Here is a 26,331-nt window from a genome sequence, read left to right as displayed (position 1 = left end):
AGGTCGGCCCGGCGATCACTCGTCGCCGGACCCGTCCTTCGACGCGCCGTCGGGGCCAGATCCCGGATCCCCGGCCGATTCGTCGGCGCTCTCGGAGTCCACGTCGTCTCCGGTGGTGGTCTCGAACTCGGTCCGGAGCCCCTCGCCCGCGCCGCCGTGGTCGCCTGACGGGCGACGCGAACGCGACCGGGTCCCGACGAACGGCACCCGGGACGGGACACCCACTCGCCGACCCGCGCCGACGACGAGGAGGGCGGGCACGCCGAGCCCGAGGACCCACGGGACCGCGGCGACGCCGGCGACGAAGACGGTGCGGGCGAACGTCACGAAGCCCTGCGCCGACGAGAGGAACACCGTCACCGGCGACTGCTCGTGGAACGGCGTCGGCTCCGCGGGCGCGACCGGGTCTGGCCGGGGCTCGCGGAGTTCGACGCGGACCGTCGAGAAGGAAACTCTGTCCCGGAGCGACCGCTTCTGGGCTTCGAGGCGTTCGATCTCGCCCTGAACCTCCGAGAGCTGTTCGCCGACTTCGAGCAGGTCCGCGGTCGTGTTGGCGGAGTCGTACAGCGAGCGCAGCCGGTCGCGCTGGGCGCGGAGGTTCTCCAGTCGCGCGTTCAGATCGACCAGCTGGTCGGTCACGTCCTTCGTGTTCGAATCGGCCGACAGCACCGTCCCCTGGCCCTGCGTGGCCTCGTACAGCGCCGTGAAGTTCCCCGAGGGGACCCGCACCTCGACGTAGCCGGTCCGCCAGGTCTGATTTTCGCGGTGGTGGAGTTCCACGTTCGACCCGGAGACGTAGCCGCCGAGCTCCGCCGCGCGGGACCGCACCGCCCGCTCGGCGACGGAGTAGTTCTCGACCTCCAGCCGCACCTCGCCGGTCTTGATCAGCGCCCGGTCCACCTGCGCCGCGGCGCTGGTTTGTCCGTCGCCGCTCCCGTCGCTCGCGCTGAACTCGGCGTCCGCCGCGTCGTCGCTCCCCCCGTCACCGCCGTCGGCGGCGCCGCCGCCGTCGCCGCCGTCTCCCCCGCTGGCGCCGTCGCCTCCACCCCCATCGGCCGCCTGCTGTTCCGGCGCGGCGCCGTCCGCCGAGTTGCCCCCCATGCCTGCACAGCCCGCGAGAACGACCAGAGCCGCCACGAGCAGCGTCGCTTTGCGAACCATACCCAGGGGATCCGCCGGCGACACAAAAGGGGTACCGTGGCCTCAAACGGGCGTTTGAGCTATCGACGGCGGTCCTCGAGCGCGGGGAACTCCGAGCGGACCTCGACGACTCGGTCGGCGTCCACGTCGGCGGTCACGAGGGCGGCCTCGTCGCCGGCGCTCGAAAGCGTCGTGCCCCAGGGGTCGTATACCGCGGAGCGGCCCAGCAACTCCGCGTCCTCGAAGGTCCCAACGCCGTTGACCGCGCCGACGTACAGCAGGTTCTCGACGGCGCGCGTCCGCGGGAACAGCCGCCAGTGCTCGACGCGCGGGTACGGCCAGGCGCTCGGGACGAGCACCATCGTCGCCCCCGCGTCGACCAGGTCGCGGCACAGCGACGGGAACCGCAGGTCGTAGCAGGTCGTCACGCCGACGGTGTGGTCGCCGAACTCGACGGTCGGCACAGCCTCGCCGGGTGTCAGCAGTTCCTGCTCCGCGGAGCCGTAGCCGAACAGGTGGTGTTTGCGGTAGACCGCCCGGCGCTCGCCCGACCGGTCGAGGAAGACCGAGGCGTTGGCCAGCCCCTCCCCTGCCGGAGTGTCGACCCCGTCGGCTCGCGAGTCCGCCAGGTCCTCGACGATGCTGCCGGCGAGGACGCCCACGCCGTGTTCCCGCGCGCTCTCGGCGAGCGCCGAGACGGTCGGGCCGGCGACGCTCTCGGCCCGGCGGGCGTACCCCTCGAACGCGAAGTAGCCGACGTTGAAGACCTCGGGGAGCGCGACCAGGTCGGCGCCGTCGGCGGCGGCCTCGGCGACGGCCGCCCGCGCGCGCTCGACGTTGCCGTCCACGTCTCCGCTCTCGATCCGGAGTTGCGCGAGCGCGAGTCTCACACTTCGACCCCGAAGTCCTCGGCGAGGGCCGCCTCCAGGTTCTCCATCTCGTCGTCGAGGTTGCGCTTGAAGAAGCGCTCGACGCCGGGGAGCGAGCCGTCGACGACGAAGCGGTTGGTGACCCGCGTGCCGCCCTCCGTCTCGGCGAGTTCGTGCTCGCCGACGACCTTCATCACCTTCGAGCGGCCGACGAACCGGACGTACTCCGGTTCCCGGCGCTCCTCGTCCTCGGTCTCGACGGCGACGGTCCGGTCGACGACCGGGATCGGGAGCGCGATGTGCCACGTGGCGCTCCCGTCGTCGTGGACCGCGTAGTCCTCGACGACGCTGATGGCGCCGGCTCGTCGGCCCGGGTCGGCGATGAACTCCCAGACGCGCTCGCGGTCGACCGGTAGCTCGAACGACCGCTCCACCCGAACAGTCATGGCGGTGCTTCGGTCCCCGTCCCCTAAAAGAGCCCGTTAACTGAGCGTGACGCGCCAGGTCGTCGAGCGGGCGCGGCCCCACTTCTCGATGTCCACGTCGTCGGACTCCTCGTCGAGTTTCGGCAGGCGCGCGCCGACCTGCTTCGAGGAGAGCCCGATCTGCTCCGCGATGTTCTTCGCTCTGAAGTAACTCTGCCCGCGCGAGACGCTGTCGCGCAGGTACTCCAGGATCTCCCTGTCCTCCTCGCCGAGTTCGCTCATACCCGCGATTGGTCGCGAATACCCTTAAGAATTCCTTACGCGTCTCGGGCGCCGTAGAGGTGGATGCCGGCGATCGAGCAGATCCCCGCGACCACCGCCAGCGCGAAACTCCACCCCGCGACGACCTGGTTGCTGTACGCGACCAGCATGCCGACGGCGCCCGCGACCGCGAGCACGCCGAACGCCAGTCCCAGCCCGATGCTCATGTCCGAGCCCGCGGCGACTTCGCTCATACCCCGTGATTCCGTCACTCCGTACTTAATTCATTCGGGGTCGGCGCGGCCAAACGGCCGCGCTCGCTCCCGAACGGCGCCCTCACTCCTCGGAGGTCGACTGGATCGTGGTGTGTTCCGACTCCTCGTTGAGGGCGAGGTTCGTCGCGATCTCGGCGTTGCGGACCGCGTACTGGGCGGTCTGCTGGAGGCTCACCAGCACCTCGCGCACGCGGAGCACGTCGTCGTTGGACATCTCGTCGAGGTCGTCCAGGATCTCGGCCTCGCGGTCGCCGATCTCGGCGAACATCTCCCGGACCTCGATGGCGATGTCGTAGTCCCGTTCGACCGCCGACTCGACGGCCAGTTCGGTGATCTCGTTGACCTGGTCGGTGAACTCCCGGATGCGGCGCATCGTCGAGGAATCGACGTTCAGCGAGTGGCCCTCCGTCTCCAGAGCGATCTCGGCGATGTCCTCGGCATTGTCCGCCGTGAGTTCGAGGTTCTTGGCGATCGAGCGGTAGCCGATGAGCGGGAAGCCGTCGTTCAGTCCCACCGCCCGCGCGAGGTTCGGGTTCTGGTAGGAGGTGAAGATCAGTCGCAACAGGAGGACGAAGATCTTGTTGGCCTGCCGTTCCCGGTTCAGGGCCCGCTGTGCGAGGTCGGGGTTGCCGTGGGCCAGCGCCTTGACCGCCTCGTTTCGCATCGTCGAGCCCGTACTTTCGAGGCGTTCGAGGAGGTTGTCGAGGGTGAAGTCCTCGGGGTCGACCGAACAGCGGATGGCGATCCGCTCGGGGGTCTCCTCGACGACGCCCAGCCCCATCAGCTGGGTCTCGGCGTTGTAGACGGCGTTGATGTGCGCGCTGTCGAGCGTCCCGCTCTCGCCGGCGTCGACGTGGATGATGCGCCGGCCGAGCACGTACTGGGAGAGGATCGCCCGCTCCAGGGCGTCGGCGTCGAGGTCCTCGGCGTGGATGATCGCCTCGGACTCCTCGCCCTGGACCGACTCGGGCATCACCGTCAGCGTCCCCTTGCCGCCCATCCGCAGCGACACCTCGTCGCCCTTCTCGACGTTGTGCTCCTTTGCCCACTTCGCAGGCAGGGTCATCGCCAGCGTCGACGGACCCAGCCGCTGGACTTTCCGCGTTTCCATACCCTTGCTTATCCGCTGTCGACCTTAAACGTATTCATACACGGTATAATACTCCGTCAAATACTATTACGTATCGTGGACGCGTGTCCAGAATTCGACCGAGGCGCCCTGAACGGTTCACATACTAGGGCGAAAGAGAGGGGGAAGGAACGGCGAGTGCCCGCCCGCAGTCACTCGATCCTGACGAGGCGCCGTTCGTAGCGGCCGACCCTGACGCGGTGCCAGCCGCGCAGCGACTCGTCGAGGTCGGGGTCGCCCGTGTCCACGCGGAGCGCGTCCAGCCCGTCGAGCTTGGCGCGGGTCGCCACGACCTCGACCGTCGACCGGCGGATCACGTCGGGGGAGATCTGCTGGTTGCCGCGGCCGAAGACGAACCCCTGGCCGCCGATCGGCGAGACGACGACCACGTTGCGCTCGCCCAGCGCCGCCTCGATGTCTGCGGCGCCGCCGTCGCGGACGACCACCTCGCCCGTCGGGGTTGCCTCGCGCTCCCCGTCTGTCCCACCCTCGACCTCGCCGTCGGCGCTCGCCCGCCACACGTCGACGCCGAGCGGCGTCCCCTCGAAGCCGAGTTCCGCCTTGATCGCGCCGACGGTCCCCCCGGGGCCGAGCACGTAGGTCACGCCGGGCTCGACCTCCTCGGCGACCCCCTCGGCCAGCGTCGCAACGGAACCGCCCCCGGTCTGTTTGCTCGCCTGGCGCTGTTCGGCGACTGGCGTCTTCGCGATCGCTCGCAGTTCCGTCGACACCTCCCGGGCGCGGTAGGCGTCCTCGTCCACGTCGTTGACCTCGCCCGTCTCCACGTCGTCGAACGACGCGGCGACGATCCCGGCCTCGCGGGGTCGCACCGCGAACACCGACGAGTAGATCTTCACGCCCGCCGGCACCCCGAGGATCGGCGTCTCGCTGTCGAGTTCGTCGAGCGCCTCGGCCACGTCGACGGCGGTGCCGTCCCCGCCGACGAACAGGATCAGGTCGACGCCGCGGTCGACGAACGCCCGGACCGCCGCGCGGGTGTCCGCCGGCGTCGTCTCGGCGTCCCCGTTTGCGCCGGTCTCCGAGTCGGGCCCGCCGACGACCACGGGGTCGAAGCCCGCCGCGCGTGCGGCGTCCTCGCCCATCGGCCCGCCGTAGGCGTAGATCTCGACGCTCGCGCCCGTCCCGGCGAGCGCGTCCAGCGCCGCACGCGCCCGCTCTGGCGCCCGCGGTTCGGCGCCCCGTTCCCGAGCCTCCTCGACTTTCCCGTCGGTGCCCTTCAGCCCGACACGCCCGCCCATGCCGGCGATCGGGTTGACGACCACGCCGATCCGTCGCATCGGCGACCGTAGGATTCGGCCTGGCAAAAGCATCCGGATCGCGGACCCGCCACGTCTCGGCCACGCCGGGCCCGCGTCTATCCGCGAGCGCGGGGAAATCGGGCGGTTTTACATCGGACGACGCGGAAGCACCGGGTATGTTCGTACCGCTGCAGGCGAGCGCCGAGGCCGTGCAGGGCGGGCTCATCAACGTCGCGGGGTTCGTGATACTGCTGGGTGGCCTGCTGTTGACCGCGCTGTGGTGGAAGGTCCTCTACCGGTAGCGCCCCGTCACTGGCCGCTCTCTTTCAGTTCGACCCGCTCGCGGAGCCACGCGGCCGCCGCCTCGGTCTCTTCCTCGCCCCCCTGGATCTTCACCCGCACGGAGTCGCCCGGGTAGCTCCCGACCGTCACGTCGAAGCGGTCGCGCAGTTCGTCGATCCGGTCTATCAGCGCGCTCTCCGGTTCGTCCGCGACCACCGACGCGACGTGTTCGACCTCGCCCGAGAACTCGTCGGCGACCGTCTCGAACATCGCCTTCATCTCCGCCGGGACGCCCGGCAGGACGTAGACGCTCCCGATCACACAGCCCGGGGCGACGCCCTCGGGATTTTTCAGCAGCCGGGCGCCCCGCGGAATGTCCGCGGTGCCCTCGGCGAGGTCGTCCGCGGTGTAGCCGCCCTCCTCGGCGAGCCACTCCAGCGCCTCCTCGCTCTCGACGACCTCGCGGCCGAACGCGGCGGCGACGCCGTCCATCGTCAGGTCGTCGTGCGTGGGACCGAGCCCGCCGGTGACGAGCACGGCGTCGTACTCGGCGCGGTACTCGTTGACGACCCGGGCGATGTCGGCCACCCGGTCCGGGAGCGTGACGACCCGCTCCACGTCGACGCCGCGCTCCGTCAGTCGCTCCCCCAGCCAGGCGGCGTTGGTGTTCACGGTGTCGCCGGCGAGCAACTCGTCGCCCACCGTGACGATAGCCACGCGCATACCCGCCGTTGGTATCCGAGCCGTAAAAGGTCGCCCGCTTCGGGTCAGATTCGGCGCCGCCCCCGTCGGCGCGTTCCGGTTGTCGGGGTCCGACTACTTCATCCCCGGCGGCGGGTCGTCGTCGTCGAACTCGTCGGTCCCCGTCTCCACGTCGAGACCGATCTCCTCGCGCCGGCGTTCGAGCACGCGGATCTGCCGCAGGTAGTACAGCGCGCCGCCGACGCCGACCAGCGCCAGGACCCCGCCGATGCCGCCGAACAAAAGCAGGTCCCGCGCGAGGTAGTACCGGGTCAGGATCGGGCCCCGCTCGACGGAGTCCCAGCGGACGATCATCCGGTCGGAGCCCTCGGGGACCGTCGTCGTCGCCCCGCCGGGCGAGACCTTCGAGAGCAGCGGCACGCCGACGCGGGCCTGCGGCGGGAGGACGACCTCCACCGAGTGCGCCGAGTCGATGAACGTCGGGACCGCGAACCGCTTGGCGTTCGGGCGGTCCGCCGTGAACGCCACCTGGCCGCCCGCCTGCGGGAGCGTCACGTTCAGCCGGGAGTTCGTCGCGTTGACGTAGAAGTTCGACCGGTCGGCCGGGGCGACGACCGTCCCGTTGTCGGGGTAGCGGAACCGCAGCGAGGCCACGTCCAGCGGCTCGTCGGTCCCAAGCTCGCTCCGCTGGTAGAGCTGGACGTACGACCGGTTCTCGACGCCGAGGATCCCCGTGAAGTTCCCGCGGGCCACGTCGTAGGTCGTCGTCGCGTTGGTGTCCCAGTCGTAGGTGGCGTTCTGGTTGAGCTGTGTCTCGTCGGGCCCGCCGCCGCCGAACGGCGACGCGCAGCCGGCCAGCGCGACCAGCACCGCGAACAGCCCGAAGGCGAGGACCAGTCGCCGCCTCATGGCACGACGCAGAGCAGCTCCGCCGGCATGTACTGGCCGATGCTCGCCAGCAGTCCCGGCGGGTCGGTGTCCTCCTGGCAGACGATGCTCTGTTCGAGCAGGCCCAGCCGCTCGACGGTCACGATGTCGTGGGCGTGGCCCGCGCGGTTGACCGTCGCCCGCGTCTCCGCCCGCGTCGCCGAGTTGACGTTGACCCGGCCCGCGCCGCGCGTCCAGTCGTACAGCCGGTCGCGCTCGGCGTCGGACAGCCGCGCGGGCTCGCCGTCCCCGCCCGCCACGAACCGCATCGGCAGGTGCTGGACGAGGCCGAACCGCGTCCGGATCTGCTCGGGCGTCCCCTGGCCGAGCCCGATCTCCTCCGAGGGGATCCGCACGTCCCGCCCGAACCCGGCGTCGAGGACGAACCCCTCGTCGTCCCACGACTCCAGCGTGCCGACGTACTCCCCGCCGGCCTCGAACTCGGGTGTGACCTCACCCCACTCCTCGGCGAGCGCGTTGCGCGCGGCCGTCGCGTCCGCGCCCTCGACGGTCACCTCGGGGAACTCGTCGTCGCGGATCTCGACGTCGACGGACACGTCGAGGTCGCCGACGACGTTGTCGACCTGCGAGCGCAGCGAGTCCGTCGCCCGCGAGCGCGCGTCGCCCTCGACGTAGAGCTTGGATGCGAGTACGACCATCAGGCCTCGCCGTGCTCGACGTTGAGTTCGTCGCGCAGTGCCTCGATCCGGTCCTCCATGGCGTCGACCAGGCGGGTGTTCTCCATCGCCTCGACGTGGTTGCCGCAGTCGGGGCACTCGAAGCCGAACTCCATCGCCTCGCCGAACTCGAAGCGGATGCCGCAGTTCTCACAGAGGTAGAACTCGTTGTTCTGCTCGTACTCCTCGCGTTCCTCCAGGGCCTCGAGCAGGCGGTACATCTCCGACTCCAGCTGCTCGGGGATCTTCTCGTACTCGAAGGTCCAGAGGTAGGTGAGCCACCCGGAGTCCTCGTCGCGCAGCCGGCGGTAGCTCGCCAGGTCGTTCTCGTAGAGGATGAACAGCGCCCGGCGCACGTCGTTGAGCTCCAGGCCGAGCTCCTCGGCCAGTTCCTCGTCGGTCACCTCGCCGTCCGGCGGCGCCGCCGCCACCGGCATCCCTTTCGGGCCGACCAGCTCGTGCAAGTACTTCTGTATAACGGGGTCCTCCAGAAGTTCGTCAAAAGCCATTACGTCCGTCTCAGTCCGTGAGGCGTTTAAAAGCACCGGATGGGCCGGACGGTCGTGTCGGGCCCGCTGCCCGCGGATCCGTCCTGCGCGGGGCTCACTCCGCCCGGTCGGCCGGTTCGCGGTCGTCCGGCCGACCGGACTCGCCGGGCTCGACGACGCGCTTGCCGGTCTCCATCGGCACCACCTCGCGGTCGGCGTCTGCCCACTCCCGATCCAGTTCCCGCCCGTCGAACAGCCGGTCGAGCGCCACCGCCAGCGACGCCACCTCCGAGTGGGGCTGGTTCGTCACGGCGACGTTGTAATCGGCCCGCTCGTACACGTCGAACGAGACCTTCTCCGCCCCGACGACGAACAGGACGGGGTCGCCGCCGTCGAGCGACGCGCGCAGGTCGTCCTGCACGTCCTGGACCGGCAGGCCGTACATCGTGAGGTGGACGACCGGCCCGGGCCAGTCGGAGATCACGCCCTTGGGCGCGTCGGTGACCTCGACCGCGAAGGGGCCGCCGAAGCGGTCGGTGATGTCGCGGACGGTGTCGGCCGAGCCGGACGCCGCCGGGCCGAAGACGACGCGGTCGGCGCCCAGCGCCCGCGCCGTGAGTCCGACGTGGGTCGTCATCCGGTCGTCGCGACCCGGCCGGTGGCCCAGCCGGAGGACGGCGACCTCGGGTTCGTCGTGCATGCGCGACGGCTACGCGAGCCCCGTTTAGGAGCCTTCCGACCGAGCGGTCCGGGGCCGCGGTCGCCGCCGGCGCTCAGGCGCTCTCGGAGCGGGCCGCCTCGATCGCCGACCGGATACTCTCCCAGTCGAGCCGCTCGACCATCGAGCCGTCGACGACGACGGTCGGCGTGGCGCGGACGCCGGCGTCGATGCCCCGCTGTTTGTCGGCCTGGACGACCGAGCTGTAGGTCCGACCCTCGGCGTCGTCCCGGACGCGATCGCCGTCGACCCCCGCGTCCAGTTCGCTCGCGAGCGTCGCGTAGGTCCCGGGACCGAGGTCCGCCTGGTCGGCGAACAGGGCGTCGGCGAACGAGAAGAAGGCCGCGTCGTCGGCCGCGTGCTGGACGGCCCGCGCCGCGTTCGCGGCCGTGTACGCGTCGGGCGCGTGCATGTCCAGCGGGAAGTCGTAGTGTTCGAGCCGGACGGCGCCCGGGTCGACGTACTCGCGCTCGATCTGCGGCGTGACCTGCTCGTTGAAGCGCCGGCAGGCCGGACAGGCGAAGTCCTTGTAGATACCGACGGTCACCGGCGCGTCCTCCGGCCCCTTGAACGGGGCCGGGAGCGACACGTCCCGGGCCGTCGGCGTGCCCCCGCCGCCCGGTCTGGATACGAGTCCGCCACAGCCCGCGAGCGCGGTCGCGGCGACCGCGCCCGCCCCCGCGAGAAACGCGCGCCTGCTCGCCCCCTGTGTCCTGTCGTCCATACGTTGCCCGTGGACCCTGCCGGGCTAATCGCTTTCGGTGACACGTTCGGGGCGGCACGGGACGACCGATCCGGGACCGGCGGACGAGCCGCGGCGACCGACCGCAATGCACATGTCGGCGCTGGACGATTTCGGCCCATGGAACTCTCCGGGAAGCGGCTGGTCGTGACGGGCGGCGCGGGCTTCGTGGGGTCGCACCTCTGCGAGCGACTCGTCGCGGACAACGAGGTCGTCGCCGTCGACGACTTCTCGAACGGCGAGCGCGATTGGCTCCCCGACGGCGTCGAAGTGGTCGAGGGCGACCTCACCGACCCCGACGTGGCCGCCGAGGCCATCACCGGGGACGCCGACGGCGTCTTCCACTTCGCCGCGAACAAGAACGCCGCCGCCGACGACATCGCGCAGTACCGCTTCAACAACCGGCTCACCGAGACGGTCCTCGACCGGATGGACGAGGTCGGCGTCGACAACATCGCCTTCACCTCCTCGTCGACCGTCTACGGCGAGGCGCCCCGGCCCACCCCCGAGGACTACGCGCCGCTGGAACCCATCAGCATCTACGGCGCGAGCAAGCTCGGCGAGGAGAGCCTCCTCTCCGTCTACGCCAACAGCCACGACTTCACGGCCTGGGTCTACCGCTTCGCCAACATCGTCGGCCCGCGCCTCCAGCTCGGCGCCGTGATCCCGGACTTCATCGACAAGCTCGAAGACGACCCCGACTCGCTCACCATCCTCGGCGACGGCCGCCAGGAGAAGTCCTACATGCACGTCGACGAGTGCGTCGACGCGATGTGCCACGTCGTCGAACACGCCGACGACGACTTCAACGTCTACAACCTCGGGACCCGGACGACCACGTCCGTCACGACCATCGCCGACATCGTCGCCGACGAGATGGGCCTCGAGCCCGACTACGAGTACACCGGCGGCGACCGCGGCTGGGTCGGCGACGTGCCGCGGATGCGCCTCTCCATCGAGAAGCTCTCGGCGCTGGGTTGGGAACCGGACGACTCCAGCGACGACGCCGTCCGCCGCGCCACGCGGGAACTGCTCGCGGACTGAACCGGCGACCGCTGTGAGCGTCCGCGGGAGCGACCCCGCGTCAGGGCGCGTAGGTGCCTTCGAGTTGCGCCTTGCCGACGACGCAGCCCTCCGCGGCGTCGTAGGCGTCGTCCTTCGTGGCGGCGGCCGACAGGTCGAGGCGGTCGTCGAGCGCGTAGAGGAGGAACCGGTAGGTGTGCTCGCGGTCCGGCGGGTTCGGGCCGCCCCAGCCGGTCTCGCCGTAGTCGTTCTCGCCGGCGACGGCGCCCGCGCCCTCGGGGTCCCAGTCCTCGGGGATCGACTCGGTGTCCCCGTCGATGTTCCAGACGACCCAGTGGTCCCAGATCTGCCCCGTCGCCTCGCGCGCGTCGGGGTCGTCGACGACGATCAGGAACGACTCCGTGCTGTCCGGCGCGCCCGCGATCTCCAGGGGCGGATTCACGTTGTCCTCGGTGTAGCCGTATCGTTCGGGGATCGTCGCGCCGTCCTCGAACGCCGGGCTGGTGAGTTGCAGGTCGGCCATGCTCTCGGCGGACCGACGGCGGCCCGACAGTTAAACCCGACCCACCGTTCGCCGGACCGACAGGTCCCCGACCGCGGCGGGGTCCCCGCGAGGGCGAGGCCGTCGCGGACTCCCGGGCCCGGGCGGGCCGCCACGAACCGCCACGGCCCGGGAGCCCCTCCGGCGGAGCGCCACGCCTATATCCGGGGGTCGCCAACCCGCGGGCGTGCAGATAGTGGGGTACGAGACGGGGACAGACGGCCCGCCAGCACTGCTGGTCGCCGACGACGGGACCGTCTCGACGGCCGCGCTCGACCCCGGCACCGAGCTGTCCTACGCGCTCGGCGAGCGCCATTGCGCCGGCGTCCTCGACGACGGCTCGCACACGCCCTGCCCCAGGGAGAGCGCGCCCTACTGCGACGACCACACCTATCGGTGGCCCTGCGCGCGCTGTACCGGCGAGTGCTCGCTCCCCCTCGAATCGTGCCGCGAGGAACACGCTATCTACCTCGCCGCGTTCGCCCCCGACACGTTCAAGGTCGGCGTCACGCGTTCGTGGCGGCTCGACACTCGCCTCCGCGAACAGGGCGCCGACCGCGCCGCCCACCTCCGGACGGTCGCCGACGGCCGCGTCGCCCGGCAGATCGAGGCCGAGATCGCGACCGAGGTCGGCGACCGCGTGCGCGTCCCGACGAAGGTCCGCGGGATCCACGAGTCCGTCGACGACGCCGCCTGGCGGGACCTGCTGGCCGGGTTCGACCCGGTCGAGACCTACGAGTTCGACTACGGGGTCGACCTGGCCGACCGACCGGTCGCGGAGACGCTCGCCTCGGGGACGGTCAGGGCCGTCCAGGGTAGGGTCCTGCTACTCGACAACGGCGGGAGCACCTACGCCGTCGACATGCGCGACCTCGTGGGCTACGACGTGAGCGACGGCGAGACCGACAGAGACCTCCAGTCCAGCCTCGGCGCGTTCGGGTAAGGGCGGCCAGTCGGCCCCGTGGGCGGGGCCTACCGCCGCCCGGCGGCCACAGCTGTTGGACACAAGACACTTACCGGGGGCCGTGTCCCCTGGGAACGTGAACCGAGAAGCGTGGCTGGCCGCGCTGACGCTCGCGCTCGTGGTCGGCGCGGCGGGGCTGGCCCTCGCCGCCCCGAACGCCCTCGCCGACCGGACCGACGAGACCGTCCGGCCGAGCGCCCTCTCCCTCCAGGAGCCCCGCGTCGCCGCCGGCGAGATCGGCGGCGAGCGCGCGGAGCTCTCGCTGGACGTGCGCATGGAACACCGCGGCGGCCCCGCCGACAACGTCACCGTCGAACTCCAGGCCGTCGACACCGACACCGGGCTCGTGGCAGCCACGGTCCGGAAAGAGCTCGGGCGGATCGAGGGGAACCGCGAGGTCCGCTCGCGCGTCAACGTCACGGTCGACCGCCAGGGCGGCTACCGCCTGTACGTCCGCGTCTACGAGGACGGCCGCCGCGTCGAGACCGGGTCCACGACGGTCAGCGGCGTCGACTCGCTGACGCCCGACTACGCGAGGTCGTCCGTCGGCTTCCACCGCTTCGGCGACGGCCCGGCCTCGATCCCGGTGATCTCCTACGAGGTCGCCGAGACGGCGAACAACCGGACCACGCTTCGGACCGGTACCTACCTCACGAACCGCGGCGACGAGCCCGCGGGCGGCCTGCGGCTGGTCGTCGCGGCGCGACAGGTCGAGTCGAACGTGATCGCCGACCGGGCGACCGTCGAGATCGACGAGATCGGTCCCGGGCAGACGGTGACGGAGGCGGCCGAGCTGACCGTCCCGTCGAACTACAACTACTACCTCGACGGGATCCTGTTCAGGGACGGGGTCGTCGTCGAGTCGGCGACCGCACCGGCGAAGCTCGACCCCACCCGCCCCGTCCCGGAGAACACGACCCGCGAGGAGGTCGACTTCCGGGCGGGCGACTTCGAGCGGGACGCCGGCGACGACGCCGGCGACGCGGGCGCGACGCCGAGAGCGACACAGAGCGGGTCAGGTCCTGGCTTCGGCGTCGCCGGCGCGCTCGCGGCCCTGTTCGCACTCGCAGCGATCGCGGCACGGAGGAACCAATGAGTGACAACGACAGCGACGACGCGACCGCACAGGGGGACGACCAGTCGGCCGGTGACGGCGGCGGAGCGGCCGACGCGGACGAGACTCCGGGCGACGACCCGGCGGGACTCACGCGAGCGAGCGACGCCCGGAGCGCCGACGGGGGCGCCGCCGTCGGGGGAGAGTCGGACCGCGACGACCGCAGCGCCGGCGGTCCCGGCGGCTCCGCCGACGGCCGGGACGTCGTCGGCTACGTCCAGTGGGCGGCGTTCGCGATCCTCTGTCTGCTCGCCCTCGTGGCGACGTTCCGGTTCTACTTCGCGGCGAGCGAGGCGATCCGGGTGTGGTTCAGCCCCGACTTCGTCCCGGTGTTCCAGGCGGTGTTCAACCTGGTCGTCCTCGCGGCGTCGGCGGTCGGCATCTCGGTGCTCGTCCGGCGGATCGCCTGACCGGTCGCTCGCCGGGAGCGATCGGTCCCGACCCGGAATCGCTCGGCCACGCCCCGGGATTTCGCCCGGTACGACAACCCTTTTGGGACGCCGCGGCCAAGCGCGACCATGGCAGACGATCCTTCAGACGAGAACGACACAGCAGCCGAAGCTCCGGACGAGAACGACACGGCAGTCGAAGAGTCAGCCGACGGAGCCGAGGGCGGCGACGCCGACGGCGAGGACGGCGGGGAGTCAAAGTCCTTCCGCGAGCGGGTCGAGGAGATCCGCCAGCAGCGCGCCGAGGAGGGCGACGGCGACGGCGAGGGCATGAGCCGCGAGGAGCGCATGGAGGAGATGATGGGCGGCGGTGGCGGCCCGCCCGGCATGGGCGGCGGCGGTGGCGGCGGCAACCCCTTCGCGCAGATGATGGGCGGCATGATGGGCGGCGGCGGTGGCGGCCCGCCCGGCATGGGCGGCGGCCCCGGCGGTCGCGGCGAGGAGGAGTCCTCCTCCAAGGCCGACGAGGAACTCGTCCGCGAGGTCCGCAAGCTCCGCGACGAGGTCCACGACGCCCGCCGCGAGCTCGCCCGCATCGCAGACGCGCTCGAAGACTGACGGTCGAGGACTGACCGGCCCGTCCCGCGCTGACGGGCCGGCGCCATCACTTTTCGGCCAGGTACCGGACGGCCTGCTCGCGTAGCGCCGGGTGAACCGTCGCGGGCGGTCGCGCCGACCGCACGAGCGCGAGCGCGTCCCGCAGCGACCGCCCCTCCGTGACGGCCAGCGCGACCGCGGCGACGGCGGCGCTCCGGGAGATGCCGTGCGAGCAGTGGACCAGCAGCGACCGCTCCCCGACGAGTCGACACGCCGTGTCCGCGGCCGCTTCGAAGGCGGCCCAGTCGTTGTCGGGACCGTCGACCAGCGGCCGGTGGTGGGTCGTCGCCGGCCGGCCCCCGGCGGTCAGCGAGAGGACGCGGTCGAACGAGCGGTCGCACCGCTCGGGATCGGCCGCGTGGACGTTGCCGACGAACAGGTCGGTCCCGTCGATCCGACGAGCAATCGGCGCGTCGTGGCGGTGGCCGAACGGGCGGACGACGGCGTCCCCGTGTCGCCACCAGTCGGGACCATCGGACCGCGAGTTCGTGCCAGGCATAGCTGTTGGCCCGGAGAGCACCGAGAACGGAAGAGTCGCGCTACTCCTCGTAGGCGAGGTTCATCACGAACTGCGAGAAGGCGTCGCTGTGGGCGTTGACCTCGTCGTCGCCGACGAACGGGGAGAGCTGGTCGCCGGCCATCAGCAGCGAGAAGTCCAGGTCGCGGGCCGCCGGGGTGAGGTAGTAGGTGTTGTGGCCGTTGTAGACGGTCTCCTCGCGCTGGATGAGGTCCTGGTCGGCCAGCGCGTCGGCGATGCGGCTCCCCTTGCGGGAGCTCACGTCCAGCTCCTTCCAGAAGTCGCTCTGGTGGATGCCTCCCGTCTCCCGGATGAGTTCCAGTCCCGCGCGCTCGTCCTCGTTGAGGTCTTCCTCGGCAGCGGCCATACGGGTACGGTCCGTGTCTGAGTGGTTTAAACCTGGCTCTCCACGTCCCTGTAGTCGGTCTCGCAGGGCGGCCCGTCGGCGTAGCGGTACCGGGACCCCTCGCGGCCGACCTCGACCAGCGACGACGAGCGCGTCCCGAAGCGGTCGCGGTGGACGCAGACGCCGTACTCGTGGTCGGCGATCACGTCCGCGGCGCGGTCGAGCCACGCGGTGCTGGTCTCGCCGGGCTCGACCTGCAGCGCGGTGGCGACCTTGCCGGCGTTTTCGGCCTGGGCCTCCCCGGACTCGGCGCGGGACTCGGGGACCGCGTAGTCGCCGTCGGCGCCCACGTTGACGACGACGTGGGTTCCGGGGTCGAAGTTGCGCACGCGGCGCGTCTCTCCGTCCCACTCGACGAGCAGGGCGGCGCTCGCGTCCGCGAGGACGAGGTTGAACCCGTCGTAGACCCGGTCGTCGAGCTCCCGCTCGACGAGGCGGGCGGCCTCCTCCGCCGAGGACTGGCGGAGCGCGTCGCGGACGAGCAGCCCGCGCGAGCGGTCGCCGGCGGGCTCGCGGCCGGTCCAGCGGTTGGTGATCGCGACGAACAGGCCGTGTTCGTTGTAGCCGATCCAGGTGCCGCCGGCCTCCTCGTCGCGGGGCGCGACGACGCGGGGCGACTCCTCGATCACCTCGGGGGGCGTCGAGGGCCTATCGAGCGCCTCGTCGCGGTTCGCGGCCGCGACGACCGGCGCGTCGGGGAACACCTGCCAGGCGAAGACGAGCGTACACACGCCTCCCGGTAGGCGACGGACGGGATTAAACCCGGTGGCCCACCGGGACCGGGACCTACCCGCGGTCGCGGGCCGATTCGAGCCGCTCGCGGACGGCCTCGCGGTCGACCGTCCCGGAGTGGGTCCGCGGGAGGTCGTCGGCGAACCCGACCGTCTTCGGGACGGCGAACGCCGCGAGGCGGTCGCGGACGGCCTCGCGGACGCCGTCGGCGGTTAGTCCCGCGGTCCCGCCGTCTCGGCTCCCGTCGGCCGGCACGACCAGCGCGGCGACGCGCTCGCCCCACTCCTCGTCGGGGAGCCCGACGACGGCGGCGTCGGCCACCCCCTCAACGTCGCGGAGCGCGTCCGCGACACGCGCGGGGTGGACGTTCTCGCCGCCGGTGACGACGGCGTCGTCGACGCGCCCGACGACCCACAGTCGCCCGTCCCGGTCGGCGTACCCCAGGTCGCCCGTGTGGAATCCCAGGTCGTCGAAGGCGGCCGCGGTCTGCTCGTCGTCCAGGTACCCCGGCGCGACCGTCGGTCCCGAGACGACGAGCTCGCCCGACTCGCCGGCTTCGACGGGCGTCCCGTCGTCGCCGACGACGGTCACGGTCGTCGGTCGGAGCGGCCGGCCGACGGTGTCGGGGTGCTCGCTGGCCTCCGTCGGGGTCGCCGTGGCGACCTGCGATGCGGTCTCGGTCAGGCCGTAGGTCGGGCAGGCGGGAACGCCGCGGTCGGCGCAGCGCTCGATCAGTTCCCGCGAGGCGGGCGCGCCGCCGAGCAGGACGAACCGGAGCGACTCGCCGGGCCCCCATCCGGCGTCGAGCAGGCGAGTCAGCATCGTCGGAACGAGCGAGACGGCGGTCGCGTCGAACTCGTCGAGGACCCGCGCGGTCGCCGCGGCGTCGAACTCCCGCTGGACCACCGTCGTCGTGCCGTACAGCGTCGAGCGGACGATCGGGGCGAGCCCGCCCATGTGGTAGGTCGGGAGACAGACCAGCCAGCGGTCGCCCGGCTGGACGCCCAGGCGGTGAGCCGAGCCGACCGCGCTCGCGACCAGGTTCCGGCGAGTGAGTCGCACGCCCTTCGGCTCGCCGGAGGTTCCGGAGGTGAACATGACGACCCGCTCGTCGTCCAGCGGCCGCCCGGACGGCTCGACACGTCCGGCGGAGCCGTTTTCACCGAGCGCGAGCGACGCGACGGCGTCCGATCCGGGGTCGTCGACCGACGCGACCGGCGTGTCCCCGGGTGCGACCGCCGTCGCGGCCTCCTCGGTCGCGCGCTCGCAGACCAGCAGGTCGACCTCGGCGCGGGCGGCCTGCGAGCGGAGCCGCTCGGTCGGCAGTTCGACGTTCAGCGCGACGGCGCTCGCTCCGAGTCGGCCGACGGCGAAGAACAGGTCGGCGACGGCCGGCCGGGTTCCGAGCAGGAGCGCGACCCGACCGCCGGCGAGGTCGCTCTGCGCGACCGACTCGATGGCCGCGGCGCGGGCCGCTACCCGGTCGTCGAGTTCGGCGTAGCTCCACACCGAGCCGTCGTCGGCATCGACGACAGCGGTCGCGTCGGGCGTCGCGGCCGCCCGCTGTGCGAGCACGTCGACCGACTGGTCCGCGACGGGGTCGTCGACGGGCCACGCCGACGGATCCGGGAGCGTCACGGTCGCACCTCGTCGCGGTCGACGCCGATCCCGGGGTCCTGCGGGACCGCGATCGAACCGTCGGACACCGGTGCGGGGTCGGCAGCGAGGTCCTCGGCGAGCATATCCGCGGTCGCGAGCCCGCACGGAGCCACGTCCGGAATCGCGGCGGCGACGTGGACCGCCGCGGTCCGGGCGACGACCGCGTCGACGGTGGTGGTCACCACGGGCTCGATCCCCCGGTAGCGGGCGCGCATCGCGAGCGTGTGGGCGTTGCCCGGCCCGCCCAGGACCATCGGCTTCAGGATCACTACGTCCGCGGCGTCGGCCTCGAACACCTCGGCCATCGAGTGCTCGGTCAACCCCTCGTCGATGGCGACGGCGACGCCCGCCCCGCGCAGGTCCGCGAGCCCCGCGAGGTCCTCGGCGGGGAGCGGCTGTTCGACGTAGGCCACGCCGAGCGGCTCCAGCCGTTGGATGGCTCGTTCGGCCGCATCGCGGGACCACGCGCCGTTGGCGTCCAGTCGGAGGGTCACGCCGTCGCCGACCGCCTCGCGGACGGCCCGGACGCGCTCGACATCCTCCTCGACCGAGCGGGCACCGACCTTGAGCTTGAGGCAGTCGAACCCGCGGTCGGCGGCCGCCTCGGCGCGCCCGACGGTCGTCTCGCGGTCGGCGTCACCCACGGTGGCGTTGACCGGCACCGACTCGACGGTCCGGGAGTCGTCGAACCAGCGGTAGAGGGGGAGGCCGTCCGCCCGCGCGTCGGCGTCGAGGAGGGCCGTGGCGAACCCGTGGCGGGCCGCCGGCGCCTCGTCGGCGTCGAGTTCGAGCAGGCCGGTACTGTGCTCGCCGCCGGCCCCCGCGTCGAGCGCCCGCTCCAGGCCCGCCTCGCAGGCGTCGAGCGACTCGGTCCAGCCGGGCAGCGGCGTCGCCTCGCCGACGCCCGTCTCGCCGCGGTGGTCGTAGCGGACCACGAAGCCGGACCGCTCGGTGATCTCGCCGGCCGCGGTCGCCAGCGGCGACGCCAGCGGGAGCGAGAAGGGGGTGACGCCGTCGGGCGTCGAGCGGTCACCGCTCATAGCAGTGCAGGGGCGGCGAGTCCGGCGGCGAACAGCAGCGAGTGGACGAACAGCGTCTGTCCCACCCGTTCGAGCGCCGGGTTGAGCGCCTCGCCGTCGGTGCGTTCGAGGACGGTCTTCGTCACGCTCGCCGCGAGCGGGAGCGAGAGCAGCGGTGCGAGCGCCGGGAGACCGTAGGCGGGGTCGAGCGCGAAGACCGCGGGGACGACGTAGGCCATCCCGACCAGCGCGAGGAACTCGACGCGGCTCCAGCGGTAGCCGAGCAGCACCGCGAGCGTCCGCTTGCCGGCCTCAGCGTCGGTCTCCCGGTCGCGAATGTTGTTCACGACGAGGATTGCGGTCGAGAGACCGGCGGCCGAGAGGCTGGCGACGACGGCCGCGAGCGGAAGGGTATCGGCGGGGATCCCGATCGGGAACAGGCCGACGCCGGCCTCGGTGACCGCCTGGACGTAGTAGGTGCCGGTGACGGCGACGACGCCGAAGTAGACGAACACGAAGAGGTCGCCGAGCCCGCGGTAGCCGTAGGGATAGGGGCCGCCGGTGTAGAGGACGCCGGCGGCGATCGACGAGAGGCCGACGACGAGGATGGGGACGCCGCCGACGGCGACGAGGTAGGCGCCGACGACGACGGCCAGCGCGTAGGTGGCGATCATCGCCCGCCTGACCTGCGCGGCCGGGATGAGGCCGCCGGCGGTGACGCGGGTGAACCCCTCGCGGTCGTCTGTGTCGGCGCCCTTGACGGCGTCGTAGTAGTCGTTGGCGAAGTTGGTGCCCACCTGGATGAGCAGGGCGCCGACGAGCGCCGCGAGCCAGGGCAGCGGCGCGAAGACCCCCGCGTGGACGGCCAGGCCGGCGCCCACGACCACGGGCGCAGACCCCGCCGGCAGCGTCTGGGGCCGCGCGGCCATCAGCCAGGCCCGCCGCTTCGAGACCTGTGCGTCTGCGGTCGACATACCCGGGAGTCGGGACCCGTCGAGTGTCAAAGTTGGCATCCCGCTGCGGGCGGCGGGGCCGGCGTGTGGACCCCGCCGGTGCCGACTCCTCGTCGACGCCGGCGGCCGCTCGGCCCGCCGCCGTCAGGCCGTGTCGGGGTCCGGGTCGCCGCCGAGGATCCGGTCGATGATGTCCCGCCGGTCGGGCGCCTGTTCCTCGTCGGGCGTGGGGAAGTCGGGAAGGTCGGGCATACTGGTCGAGCCGTCCGGTCGATCCGTGGGCCTCGACGCGGGTACGTCCGTCGCCGGCTTATCCAAGCGACCGCCCGTCGAGCCAGCGGCGACAGCGGCGGCCGAGATGTCCCAGCTTCCGCCGGAGGTACGTCTCGTGTGCGTGTTCGAGGTCGAGGTCTTCGAGTATCGACCGCGCCCGCTCGGCGCCGCGGTCGCGGTCGATTCCGGCGTCGCGGACGTGTCTCAGCGGGTGGCGCCGCCAGTTGTTCTCCTCGTGGGCGTACACGTCGACCCGTTCCGGCCCCCGCTCGACGAGAACGAGGTGGAGTTGCCGGTCGGCGAACGGCGACTCGCGGAGGACCCAGCTCCCGTTCGTCCGGTTGCCAAGCGGCGTGTAGTGGTACATACTCACCGGGTTCCAGCCGAGTCCGGCCTCCGAGAGGGCCGACTCGACGGCCTCGATCCGCCCGTTCACCGTCCCGGCGTACCCCTCGGGGTACACCCGGACCGTCTCGTCGACGACCGTCCGGACCGCCCGGTCGAGGTGCGGGCCGACCGCCCGCCGGAGGCGGTACCCCGCCCGTCGCTGGGCGTCGTCGAACATATCCCGGCTTGGGCCGACGACGGGGTGAACGTTACGCCGGCGGACGGGAACGGTACGCGGCCCGTCCCGACCGGCCGGCCCGGGCACGCCAGCGGCGGCGACCGCTCACTCGGGCGTCGCTGCGTCCGTGCGCTCGACGGCATCCTCGACGACCCAGTGGGACTGGCGCCAGGACTGCCGGAGCTGGCGGATCGCGCTCGCGCGCAGGCGGATGGCGCGCCGGCCCTCGGCGGCACGGGCGCGCTCCATCGTCCGCTCGGCGCGGTCGTAGGCCCGCTCGGCGTTGTCGAGGTGGGCCTCCATGCTCCGGACGATACCCCGATCGTCGACGTCCTCTCGCGAGTCGTTCAGCAGCCGTCGGGCGTCCGCGAGTTCGCGGGCCGCGGTCCGGTTGTCGGCGCGCAGGACCAGGTCCGCGGCCGCGGTGGCGTTGGCCTCGGCGTCGGTGCCGGCGAACGCGGTCAGCGCCTGCACGCCGACGGCGTCGTCGGTGAACAGTTTCGCCGACGCCGTCCGGACGGGGCCGCGGTAGTGCTCGCTGGACGCCTCGAACCGCTCGCTCGCGCGGTCGCGGGCCGACTCGTAGCGGCCGGCGTCGGCGTCGAGCGCCTCGGTCGCCGCGACCGCCTCGGTCCTCAGCTCCCGCGGCGTTTCGCGGTCCGCGTCGCCGCCGTCGTCGGACGACTCGTTCTCCGCGGCGAGGTGCTCCCAGCCGTCGAGGTGGCCGTTCAGCACCGACCGCTCGAAGTAGCTCCGCCGGCCGTCGTACTCGGCGTCGGTGTAGCGGGCGTACAGCCCGAGGTGGTCGCTCGCGGCCGCGAACGACCCGAACTCGTCGCGGTCGAAGTACGCGAGCAGGTCGTCGCCGGTCAACCGGACCCGCTCGGCGGGGAGCGCGGCGCCCGTGGCGTTCTCGACGCGCGCCGAGGACTCGTCGACCGACAGGACTTCCTCGGGCACCTCGTAGTGGACCGGGACCGTCGACCCGTTCGCGCCGAAGACCCACTCGGTGCCGACCTCGCGGTCGACGCGCCGTATCCGGTTGGTGTCCGCCGGCGAGACGACTCCCTGCCGCTCGATGTAGTCGGCGACCACGGTCCCGTACAGCGTGAGGTCGGTGCTCACGGTGGGGTCGTCGGCGAGGTCGTCCCAGCCGGCCATGTAGGAGTTGACCGTCACGTTGTACGTCCCGTTCGGCCGGAGCGGCTCGCCGCCGACGTACACGTCGCGGACGAGCGGCTCGGCCCCCTCGTGGGCCACCATCTCGTAGGTGACGCCGCTGACCTGCAGCTGGGCCTCCTGGCCGTACTGCTGGCCGGTGCCCGATTCGAGCGTGACGACCTGGCTGGCCAGCAGGGCGCGCAGTTCCGCGCCCGAGAGCCGTTTGGTGACCAGCGTGTTGCCGAACGGCAGCGAGGTGTACACGTCGTCGTAGGTGACGTTGCCCGGCTCGATCACGAAGTCGCCGCGGATGCCGCCGGCGTTCGTGACCGCGACCTCGGCGCCCGTCTCCGCGCGGAACGCGTCGGTGACGAGGTTGCCCCACGCCGTCTCGTCGTGGTAGTTGGCCGCGAACGTCGAGTTCAGCGGGACCGTCGTCCGCCCGACGACCTCGGAGAGGTACTGCCCACGGGCCGAGGAGACGATCCCCTCGACCGTCTCGTTGACCGGAATCGCGTCGTTGCCGGCCACCTCGACCAGGCGACCGTCCGCCATCGCGACGCTGCCGTTCGGCCCGACAGTGAGGTTGAGTTCGCCGAGGTAGGCCGCCCGCCCCTGCGCCTCCATGACGACCGTCCCGTCCGTCACCTGCGGTTCGTAGGCGACCTCGTCGTCGCCGGCGACGATCACGTCGATGTTGTCGGTCTCGCGGGCGAGCTCCTGCGAGTCGTCGATCCCGATGTGGGCCGCGGCGACGACCACGTCCACGTCTCGCTCGGTCTTCAGTTCCGTCGCGATCTCGGCCCCGACCTCGCTGTAGTCGGCGACCTCGTACCCTCGCTCGTCGAAGTCGACGGCCGTTTTGGGCCCGATGGCCTCGTCGACGAGACCGACGACGCCGACGCGGACGCCGTCGCGCTCGACGATGGTGTAGTTCTCCGTCCCGGGGACGCCGCCGCCGTCCTCGGCGCGGACGTTCGCGAGCAGCCACGGGTACTCCGAGGCGGCCGTGTAGTTGGCCACCGCGTCGAACCCGTAGTCGAGGTCGTGGTTGCCGACCACGTCGGCCGCCGGGTCGACGACGTTGGTCGCCGCGACCGGCACCGTCCAGTTGCTGACCGGCGAGAGCGAACTCGGGCTCACCTGGTCGCCCCCGCCGACGACGACGGTCGGGTTCTCGTGGGCCGCCCGTCGCTCGTTCACCGCGCCGGCGAGTCGACCCATCGCGGTCGGGTTCGAGGCCGCCGTCTGCACGTCGTTGTACGAGAGGATCGTCAGCGTCGTCGCGTTCGCGGGCGGATCCGCCGGGGTCCCGTCGCCCGGCGAGCCGCCGTCGGTCGGCTCTGCGATCTCGCCGACCGCCTTCGGCTGGATCTTGAACGCGCCGAAGTTGTAGGCGACCGGCCCGGTCAGGTCCGCGACGACCAGTCCGGTCTCGTTGGGCGTCGTCGCGTCGCCGGCGGTCACGTCGTCGACTGCGATCTCCCCGGAGCCGTCGTCGACGGCCCACTCGCCGTACTGGCCGGGCGTCGCCGTGACCGTCGCGTTCGACACGGTGACGAGCACGCCCTCGTAGCGCTCCTGTCCGACCGCGCCGGTGTCGAGTTCGACGGGGTCGGGTGTCGGCGCCGTGCCGGTCACTGTCGTCGACGCGCTCGCCGCGGTGGCGTCGAGTTCCGTCAGGTTGTAGTACTCGGTGACCGGCGCCGTCACCTCGACGGCGTCGCCGGGCGCCACGCTCGGCTGGCCTCCGGTGTAGACGTAGACGCCGCTGTAGGCGCCGGAGCCGTTCTGGATGTAGTACCCTTCCGCCACGACGGCTGTCACCGTCCCCCTGGTGGTGACGTTCTCCCCGACGTACGGCGAGGCGTCCGTCGGACCGTCGGGTCGCTGGATCTCCTCGATCGATACCTCCGCGTTGCCGGCCTGCGCCGTCGCGGTCGGCACCACCGCCGGCACCGCCGACGCGACCAGCATCACCGCCGTCGCTACTGCGAGAAGCTTGCCACTCCCCTGTGGATGATTCCTGGACACGGTCGTCTTACTATCAGCAGGAATTCCATTTGAAACTTGGTAATGATCGTACGTAGCGATAGGGAGCGATCCCTGCTGCTCCCGAGCGGACCCTTCCAGTATCGGGACGAGCGAGCGGGCGCAACTGCCGGAAGACCGTCACTGGGGGGAGGAGAGTCCGTCCGCAGCGAGGACGTCCGGGAGGTCGGCGAGCGAGGCGATCCGAACGTCGGGTTCCCGGCAGGGCGTCTCGTCGTCGGCGTTCTCGATCCACACCGACTGCATCCCGAGGCACTCGCCCATCACGAGGTCCTCGTTGTACTCGTCGCTGACGAACGCGACCGGTTCGTCGCCCTCGGGGAGACACTCGAAATAGCCCCTCGGGTGGGGTTTCGGCCGTTCGATCGCCGAGGAGACGACGAGGTCGTCGAAACACGACAGGGCGCCGTGCTCCGAGAGGACCGTCTCGACCCACGGCTCCACCATGTTGCCGAAGAGGACGAGCGTGTGGTCGTCCGCGAGGTCGCGGAGAACCTCGGTGTGCTCCTCGGGGACCTCCGGGTCGAGCCACGTCCGTTCGAGGTACTCGTAGCACGCTTCGGGGGACGCTCCGGTGAGCGTCGAGAGGAGGTCGACGTAGTCGGCCGTGCTGTCGAGAAAGCCGTCGCGGTACGCGAAGTAGGCGATCCAGCCGGGGTACGGGTCGGTCCCGGGGTCGACGCCCAGCACGTCCGCGTGCTCGCGTTCGTCGCCGTGTTCGACGATGACGCCGCCGTAGTCGAGGACGAGGTGCATAGCGGATCCAGTTGGACAGCCGACACGGTCTTGAGTCTGTCGGGAAGGCCGAACGAACTGCCGGAAGCGGGCGGCCGCGGCGAGCAGTTGCGGTGGGCGGTCGCGGAAGCGGTGCGGAGCGGGGCGGTGCGGCACAAGTTCAACTACCGGACGCGAGGGAGCGGAGCGACCGAGTCGTCCGGCTCTTTTTCCCCAAGTTTTTGGCTCGGGGGTGCCCGCAGGTCGCCGCTGGCGACCGAGGACACCCCCGAGCGAAAAAGTGGGTCCTAGTAGAACCAGTCGTAGTCGTCGAAGTCGGGGTCGCGGCCCTCGTTGAAGGCGTCGCGGCCCTCTTTCGCTTCGTCGGTCATGTAGCCGAGGCGGGTGGCCTCGCCGGCGAAGACCTGCTGGCCGACCATGCCGTCGTCGGCCATGTTGAACCCGTACTTGAGCATGCGGATGGCCATCGGGGACTTGCTGGTGATGCGGTCGGCCCACTCTATGGCGGTCTCCTCCAGTTCGTCGTGGGGGACGGCCTCGTTGACCATGCCCATGTCCGCCGCTTCCGCGGCGTCGTAGGTCTTGCCGAGGAAGAAGATCTCGCGGGCCTTCTTCTGGCCGACCTGGCGGGCGAGGTAGGCGGAGCCGAAACCGGCGTCGAAGGAGGCCACGTCGGGGTCGGTCTGGAGGAACTTGGCGTGGTCGTCGGAGGCCAGCGTGAGGTCGCAGACGACGTGCAGCGAGTGGCCGCCGCCGACGGCCCAGCCGGGGACGACGGCGACGACGGGCTTGGGGATGTGGCGGATCTGGCGCTGGACCTCGAGGATGTGGAGGCGCCCGGCCTCCGCGGCGTCGTCGCGGTCGGCGTCGTCCCCCTGGTACTCGTAGCCGTCGTCGCCCCGGACGGACTGGTCGCCCCCCGAGCAGAAGGCCCAGCCGCCGTCCTTCGGCGACGGGCCGTTGCCGGTGAGGAGGACGCAGCCGATATCGGACTGGCGCTTGGCGTGGTCGAGCGCGGTGGAGAGTTCGTCGACGGTGCCCGGGCGGAAGGCGTTGCGGACCTCGGGGCGGTCGAAGGCGATGCGGACCGCGGGCGTGTCGGTCCCGCGGTGGTAGGTGATATCGCGGAAGTCGACGGCGTCGACCGGCTCCCAGCGGTCGGGGTCGAAGATCTCCGAGACCATGCGGGTCCTCCGGTCGGACCGCGCAAAAAGATTCTCAGTCCGAGCGGACGGCCGTCGCCTCGACTTCGACCCGGAAGTCCTCGTCGACGAGGCGGCTCACCTCGACCATCGTCGAGGCGGGGCGCACGTCCGCGAACACCTCGCCGTGGGCGCGGCCGACCGCCTCGTAGTCGTCGATGTCGGTGACGTACAGTCGCGTGCGGACCACGTCCGCGATGCTCGCGCCTGCGTCGTCGAGGGCGCCTTCGACGATCTCGAGCGCGGCCCTCGTCTGTTCGTAGGGGCCGTCGCCGATCACCGCGCCGTCGTCGTCGACCGGCGTCGTCCCGGAGACGTGGACCTGTCCGTCGACCGCGACGGCCCGCGAATAGCCGACGTGCGCTTCCCACTCGGTGTCGCTGGAGACGGTCTGTCGTGACATGTGAGCCGTCTGAAAGGGGCGGAGAAGTGCGTTCCGGTCGGCGGATGGGGCCCGTCGTCGACCCGCCGCCCG

At 71.7% G+C, this 26,331-nt stretch carries 31 protein-coding genes; 6 read left to right on the top strand and 25 right to left on the bottom strand.

Features of this window, described 5'->3' with window-relative positions; all coding sequences use genetic code 11:
• Positions 1–15: 15 nt before the first annotated feature.
• The 7 genes from E3328_RS04975 to E3328_RS04945 form a co-directional block, all read right to left on the bottom strand.
• Positions 16–1,161, bottom strand: coding sequence for a DUF4349 domain-containing protein (locus E3328_RS04975; protein WP_135363502.1), 1,146 nt, complete (start codon positions 1,159–1,161; stop codon positions 16–18).
• Between the two features lie 59 nt (positions 1,162–1,220).
• Positions 1,221–2,030 carry a nitrilase-related carbon-nitrogen hydrolase gene (locus tag E3328_RS04970; RefSeq protein ID WP_135363501.1) on the bottom strand — a complete coding sequence of 270 codons (810 nt, stop codon included), beginning with the start codon at positions 2,028–2,030 and terminating at the stop codon, positions 1,221–1,223.
• Positions 2,027–2,455, bottom strand: a complete 429-nt coding sequence (locus E3328_RS04965) for an SRPBCC family protein (protein WP_135363500.1) — start codon at positions 2,453–2,455, stop codon at positions 2,027–2,029. Before E3328_RS04965 ends, E3328_RS04970 begins: the two co-directional genes overlap by 4 nt.
• A 36-nt stretch (positions 2,456–2,491) precedes the next feature.
• Complete coding sequence (locus E3328_RS04960) at positions 2,492–2,716, bottom strand: DUF7123 family protein (RefSeq protein WP_135363499.1); 225 nt, start codon at positions 2,714–2,716, stop codon at positions 2,492–2,494.
• 35 nt (positions 2,717–2,751) lie between these two features.
• Positions 2,752–2,949 carry a DUF7525 family protein gene (locus E3328_RS04955; protein ID WP_135363498.1) on the bottom strand — a complete coding sequence of 66 codons (198 nt, stop codon included), beginning with the start codon at positions 2,947–2,949 and terminating at the stop codon, positions 2,752–2,754.
• An 82-nt stretch (positions 2,950–3,031) separates the two neighbouring features.
• Entirely contained in the window at positions 3,032–4,081 is a 1,050-nt protein-coding gene (locus E3328_RS04950; protein ID WP_135363497.1) for a phosphate uptake regulator PhoU, read from the bottom strand.
• Positions 4,082–4,251: 170 nt separating this feature from the next.
• Positions 4,252–5,397, bottom strand: a complete 1,146-nt coding sequence (locus tag E3328_RS04945) for an ATP-NAD kinase family protein (protein WP_135363496.1) — start codon at positions 5,395–5,397, stop codon at positions 4,252–4,254.
• A 137-nt stretch (positions 5,398–5,534) separates the two neighbouring features.
• Between E3328_RS04945 and E3328_RS22705 the strand changes: the two genes are divergently transcribed.
• The gene (locus tag E3328_RS22705) at positions 5,535–5,660 is read left to right on the top strand and encodes a hypothetical protein (RefSeq protein ID WP_281275760.1); all 126 of its coding nucleotides are present in this window, start codon (positions 5,535–5,537) and stop codon (positions 5,658–5,660) included.
• Positions 5,661–5,667: 7 nt separating this feature from the next.
• On the opposite strand, the gene E3328_RS04940 is transcribed toward E3328_RS22705, so the two are convergent.
• From E3328_RS04940 to E3328_RS04915, 6 genes are all read right to left on the bottom strand, one after another.
• Complete coding sequence (locus tag E3328_RS04940; protein ID WP_135363495.1) at positions 5,668–6,363, bottom strand: competence/damage-inducible protein A; 696 nt, start codon at positions 6,361–6,363, stop codon at positions 5,668–5,670.
• Between the two features lie 93 nt (positions 6,364–6,456).
• On the bottom strand, positions 6,457–7,251 hold the full coding sequence (locus E3328_RS04935; protein WP_135363494.1) for a DUF5803 family protein: 795 nt from the start codon (positions 7,249–7,251) through the stop codon (positions 6,457–6,459).
• On the bottom strand, positions 7,248–7,928 hold the full coding sequence (locus E3328_RS04930) for a DUF2110 family protein (protein WP_135363493.1): 681 nt from the start codon (positions 7,926–7,928) through the stop codon (positions 7,248–7,250). The genes E3328_RS04935 and E3328_RS04930 overlap by 4 nt, the downstream gene beginning before the upstream one ends.
• Positions 7,928–8,455, bottom strand: a complete 528-nt coding sequence (gene tfe / locus E3328_RS04925) for a transcription factor E (RefSeq protein WP_135363492.1) — start codon at positions 8,453–8,455, stop codon at positions 7,928–7,930. The genes E3328_RS04930 and tfe overlap by 1 nt, the downstream gene beginning before the upstream one ends.
• 94 nt (positions 8,456–8,549) lie before the next feature.
• Positions 8,550–9,134 carry a tRNA (cytidine(56)-2'-O)-methyltransferase gene (locus tag E3328_RS04920; RefSeq protein WP_135363491.1) on the bottom strand — a complete coding sequence of 195 codons (585 nt, stop codon included), beginning with the start codon at positions 9,132–9,134 and terminating at the stop codon, positions 8,550–8,552.
• A 73-nt stretch (positions 9,135–9,207) separates the two neighbouring features.
• Positions 9,208–9,876, bottom strand: a complete 669-nt coding sequence (locus E3328_RS04915; protein WP_135363490.1) for a DsbA family protein — start codon at positions 9,874–9,876, stop codon at positions 9,208–9,210.
• Between the two features lie 138 nt (positions 9,877–10,014).
• On the opposite strand from E3328_RS04915, the gene E3328_RS04910 reads away from it, so the two are divergent.
• Positions 10,015–10,938, top strand: a complete 924-nt coding sequence (locus tag E3328_RS04910; RefSeq protein WP_135363489.1) for an NAD-dependent epimerase/dehydratase family protein — start codon at positions 10,015–10,017, stop codon at positions 10,936–10,938.
• A gap of 40 nt (positions 10,939–10,978) precedes the next feature.
• On the opposite strand, the gene E3328_RS04905 is transcribed toward E3328_RS04910, so the two are convergent.
• The gene (locus E3328_RS04905; protein WP_135363488.1) at positions 10,979–11,440 is read right to left on the bottom strand and encodes a YbhB/YbcL family Raf kinase inhibitor-like protein; all 462 of its coding nucleotides are present in this window, start codon (positions 11,438–11,440) and stop codon (positions 10,979–10,981) included.
• A 205-nt stretch (positions 11,441–11,645) separates the two neighbouring features.
• Here E3328_RS04905 and E3328_RS04900 point away from each other — a divergent pair, with 205 nt between their 5' ends.
• From E3328_RS04900 to E3328_RS04885, 4 genes are all read left to right on the top strand, one after another.
• A complete protein-coding gene (locus tag E3328_RS04900) occupies positions 11,646–12,401 on the top strand; it encodes a DUF2797 domain-containing protein (protein WP_135363487.1) in 756 nt (251 codons plus the stop codon).
• A gap of 97 nt (positions 12,402–12,498) precedes the next feature.
• The gene (locus tag E3328_RS04895) at positions 12,499–13,518 is read left to right on the top strand and encodes a DUF7490 domain-containing protein (protein WP_135363486.1); all 1,020 of its coding nucleotides are present in this window, start codon (positions 12,499–12,501) and stop codon (positions 13,516–13,518) included.
• Positions 13,515–13,946 (top strand): DUF8060 family membrane protein, encoded by a 432-nt coding sequence (locus E3328_RS04890; RefSeq protein ID WP_135363485.1) that lies wholly within the window; start codon positions 13,515–13,517, stop codon positions 13,944–13,946. The genes E3328_RS04895 and E3328_RS04890 overlap by 4 nt, the downstream gene beginning before the upstream one ends.
• Positions 13,947–14,054: 108 nt before the next feature.
• On the top strand, positions 14,055–14,543 hold the full coding sequence (locus tag E3328_RS04885; RefSeq protein WP_135363484.1) for a hypothetical protein: 489 nt from the start codon (positions 14,055–14,057) through the stop codon (positions 14,541–14,543).
• A gap of 46 nt (positions 14,544–14,589) precedes the next feature.
• Here the strand turns inward: E3328_RS04885 and E3328_RS04880 are convergent, their stop codons facing one another.
• The 11 genes from E3328_RS04880 to E3328_RS04830 all read right to left on the bottom strand — a co-directional run bounded on the left by E3328_RS04880 (position 14,590) and on the right by E3328_RS04830 (position 26,259).
• On the bottom strand, positions 14,590–15,081 hold the full coding sequence (locus tag E3328_RS04880; RefSeq protein WP_135363483.1) for a dual specificity protein phosphatase family protein: 492 nt from the start codon (positions 15,079–15,081) through the stop codon (positions 14,590–14,592).
• Positions 15,082–15,121: 40 nt separating this feature from the next.
• A complete protein-coding gene (locus tag E3328_RS04875; protein WP_135363482.1) occupies positions 15,122–15,466 on the bottom strand; it encodes a helix-turn-helix transcriptional regulator in 345 nt (114 codons plus the stop codon).
• Positions 15,467–15,492: 26 nt separating this feature from the next.
• Positions 15,493–16,236, bottom strand: a complete 744-nt coding sequence (locus E3328_RS04870; protein WP_135363481.1) for an NRDE family protein — start codon at positions 16,234–16,236, stop codon at positions 15,493–15,495.
• Between the two features lie 55 nt (positions 16,237–16,291).
• A complete protein-coding gene (locus tag E3328_RS04865) occupies positions 16,292–17,875 on the bottom strand; it encodes a class I adenylate-forming enzyme family protein (RefSeq protein WP_135363480.1) in 1,584 nt (527 codons plus the stop codon).
• Entirely contained in the window at positions 17,872–18,936 is a 1,065-nt protein-coding gene (gene menC / locus E3328_RS04860; RefSeq protein ID WP_135363479.1) for an o-succinylbenzoate synthase, read from the bottom strand. Before menC ends, E3328_RS04865 begins: the two co-directional genes overlap by 4 nt.
• A complete protein-coding gene (locus tag E3328_RS04855) occupies positions 18,933–19,889 on the bottom strand; it encodes a 1,4-dihydroxy-2-naphthoate polyprenyltransferase (RefSeq protein ID WP_135363478.1) in 957 nt (318 codons plus the stop codon). Before E3328_RS04855 ends, menC begins: the two co-directional genes overlap by 4 nt.
• Before the next feature lie 289 nt (positions 19,890–20,178).
• A complete protein-coding gene (locus tag E3328_RS04850; protein WP_135363477.1) occupies positions 20,179–20,706 on the bottom strand; it encodes a hypothetical protein in 528 nt (175 codons plus the stop codon).
• A gap of 105 nt (positions 20,707–20,811) precedes the next feature.
• A complete protein-coding gene (locus E3328_RS04845; RefSeq protein WP_209452133.1) occupies positions 20,812–23,844 on the bottom strand; it encodes a 5'-nucleotidase C-terminal domain-containing protein in 3,033 nt (1,010 codons plus the stop codon).
• A 195-nt stretch (positions 23,845–24,039) separates the two neighbouring features.
• Positions 24,040–24,675, bottom strand: coding sequence for an HAD family hydrolase (locus tag E3328_RS04840; RefSeq protein ID WP_135363476.1), 636 nt, complete (start codon positions 24,673–24,675; stop codon positions 24,040–24,042).
• A gap of 266 nt (positions 24,676–24,941) precedes the next feature.
• Positions 24,942–25,838, bottom strand: a complete 897-nt coding sequence (locus tag E3328_RS04835) for a 1,4-dihydroxy-2-naphthoyl-CoA synthase (protein ID WP_135363475.1) — start codon at positions 25,836–25,838, stop codon at positions 24,942–24,944.
• Between the two features lie 34 nt (positions 25,839–25,872).
• Positions 25,873–26,259, bottom strand: coding sequence for a RidA family protein (locus E3328_RS04830; protein WP_135363474.1), 387 nt, complete (start codon positions 26,257–26,259; stop codon positions 25,873–25,875).
• Positions 26,260–26,331 lie beyond the last annotated feature (72 nt).

It is taken from the genome of Halosimplex halophilum (genome assembly GCF_004698125.1).
In the GTDB taxonomy this organism is placed as follows: Archaea; Halobacteriota; Halobacteria; order Halobacteriales; family Haloarculaceae; genus Halosimplex; species Halosimplex halophilum.
This window is presented reverse-complemented; position numbering and strand designations above follow the sequence as displayed.

Coding starts and splice junctions, on each gene's coding strand:
- E3328_RS04975 (WP_135363502.1), bottom strand. CDS start 1,161: ATGGTTCGCAAAGCGACGCTGCTCGTGGCGGCTCTGGTCGTTCTCGCG.
- E3328_RS04965 (WP_135363500.1), bottom strand. CDS start 2,455: ATGACTGTTCGGGTGGAGCGGTCGTTCGAGCTACCGGTCGACCGCGAG.
- E3328_RS04960 (WP_135363499.1), bottom strand. CDS start 2,716: ATGAGCGAACTCGGCGAGGAGGACAGGGAGATCCTGGAGTACCTGCGC.
- E3328_RS04955 (WP_135363498.1), bottom strand. CDS start 2,949: ATGAGCGAAGTCGCCGCGGGCTCGGACATGAGCATCGGGCTGGGACTG.
- E3328_RS04950 (WP_135363497.1), bottom strand. CDS start 4,081: ATGGAAACGCGGAAAGTCCAGCGGCTGGGTCCGTCGACGCTGGCGATG.
- E3328_RS04945 (WP_135363496.1), bottom strand. CDS start 5,397: ATGCGACGGATCGGCGTGGTCGTCAACCCGATCGCCGGCATGGGCGGG.
- E3328_RS22705 (WP_281275760.1), top strand. CDS start 5,535: ATGTTCGTACCGCTGCAGGCGAGCGCCGAGGCCGTGCAGGGCGGGCTC.
- E3328_RS04940 (WP_135363495.1), bottom strand. CDS start 6,363: ATGCGCGTGGCTATCGTCACGGTGGGCGACGAGTTGCTCGCCGGCGAC.
- E3328_RS04935 (WP_135363494.1), bottom strand. CDS start 7,251: ATGAGGCGGCGACTGGTCCTCGCCTTCGGGCTGTTCGCGGTGCTGGTC.
- E3328_RS04930 (WP_135363493.1), bottom strand. CDS start 7,928: ATGGTCGTACTCGCATCCAAGCTCTACGTCGAGGGCGACGCGCGCTCG.
- tfe (WP_135363492.1), bottom strand. CDS start 8,455: ATGGCTTTTGACGAACTTCTGGAGGACCCCGTTATACAGAAGTACTTG.
- E3328_RS04920 (WP_135363491.1), bottom strand. CDS start 9,134: ATGCACGACGAACCCGAGGTCGCCGTCCTCCGGCTGGGCCACCGGCCG.
- E3328_RS04915 (WP_135363490.1), bottom strand. CDS start 9,876: ATGGACGACAGGACACAGGGGGCGAGCAGGCGCGCGTTTCTCGCGGGG.
- E3328_RS04910 (WP_135363489.1), top strand. CDS start 10,015: ATGGAACTCTCCGGGAAGCGGCTGGTCGTGACGGGCGGCGCGGGCTTC.
- E3328_RS04905 (WP_135363488.1), bottom strand. CDS start 11,440: ATGGCCGACCTGCAACTCACCAGCCCGGCGTTCGAGGACGGCGCGACG.
- E3328_RS04890 (WP_135363485.1), top strand. CDS start 13,515: ATGAGTGACAACGACAGCGACGACGCGACCGCACAGGGGGACGACCAG.
- E3328_RS04885 (WP_135363484.1), top strand. CDS start 14,055: ATGGCAGACGATCCTTCAGACGAGAACGACACAGCAGCCGAAGCTCCG.
- E3328_RS04880 (WP_135363483.1), bottom strand. CDS start 15,081: ATGCCTGGCACGAACTCGCGGTCCGATGGTCCCGACTGGTGGCGACAC.
- E3328_RS04875 (WP_135363482.1), bottom strand. CDS start 15,466: ATGGCCGCTGCCGAGGAAGACCTCAACGAGGACGAGCGCGCGGGACTG.
- menC (WP_135363479.1), bottom strand. CDS start 18,936: ATGAGCGGTGACCGCTCGACGCCCGACGGCGTCACCCCCTTCTCGCTC.
- E3328_RS04855 (WP_135363478.1), bottom strand. CDS start 19,889: ATGTCGACCGCAGACGCACAGGTCTCGAAGCGGCGGGCCTGGCTGATG.
- E3328_RS04850 (WP_135363477.1), bottom strand. CDS start 20,706: ATGTTCGACGACGCCCAGCGACGGGCGGGGTACCGCCTCCGGCGGGCG.
- E3328_RS04845 (WP_209452133.1), bottom strand. CDS start 23,844: ATGCTGGTCGCGTCGGCGGTGCCGGCGGTGGTGCCGACCGCGACGGCG.
- E3328_RS04840 (WP_135363476.1), bottom strand. CDS start 24,675: ATGCACCTCGTCCTCGACTACGGCGGCGTCATCGTCGAACACGGCGAC.
- E3328_RS04835 (WP_135363475.1), bottom strand. CDS start 25,838: ATGGTCTCGGAGATCTTCGACCCCGACCGCTGGGAGCCGGTCGACGCC.
- E3328_RS04830 (WP_135363474.1), bottom strand. CDS start 26,259: ATGTCACGACAGACCGTCTCCAGCGACACCGAGTGGGAAGCGCACGTC.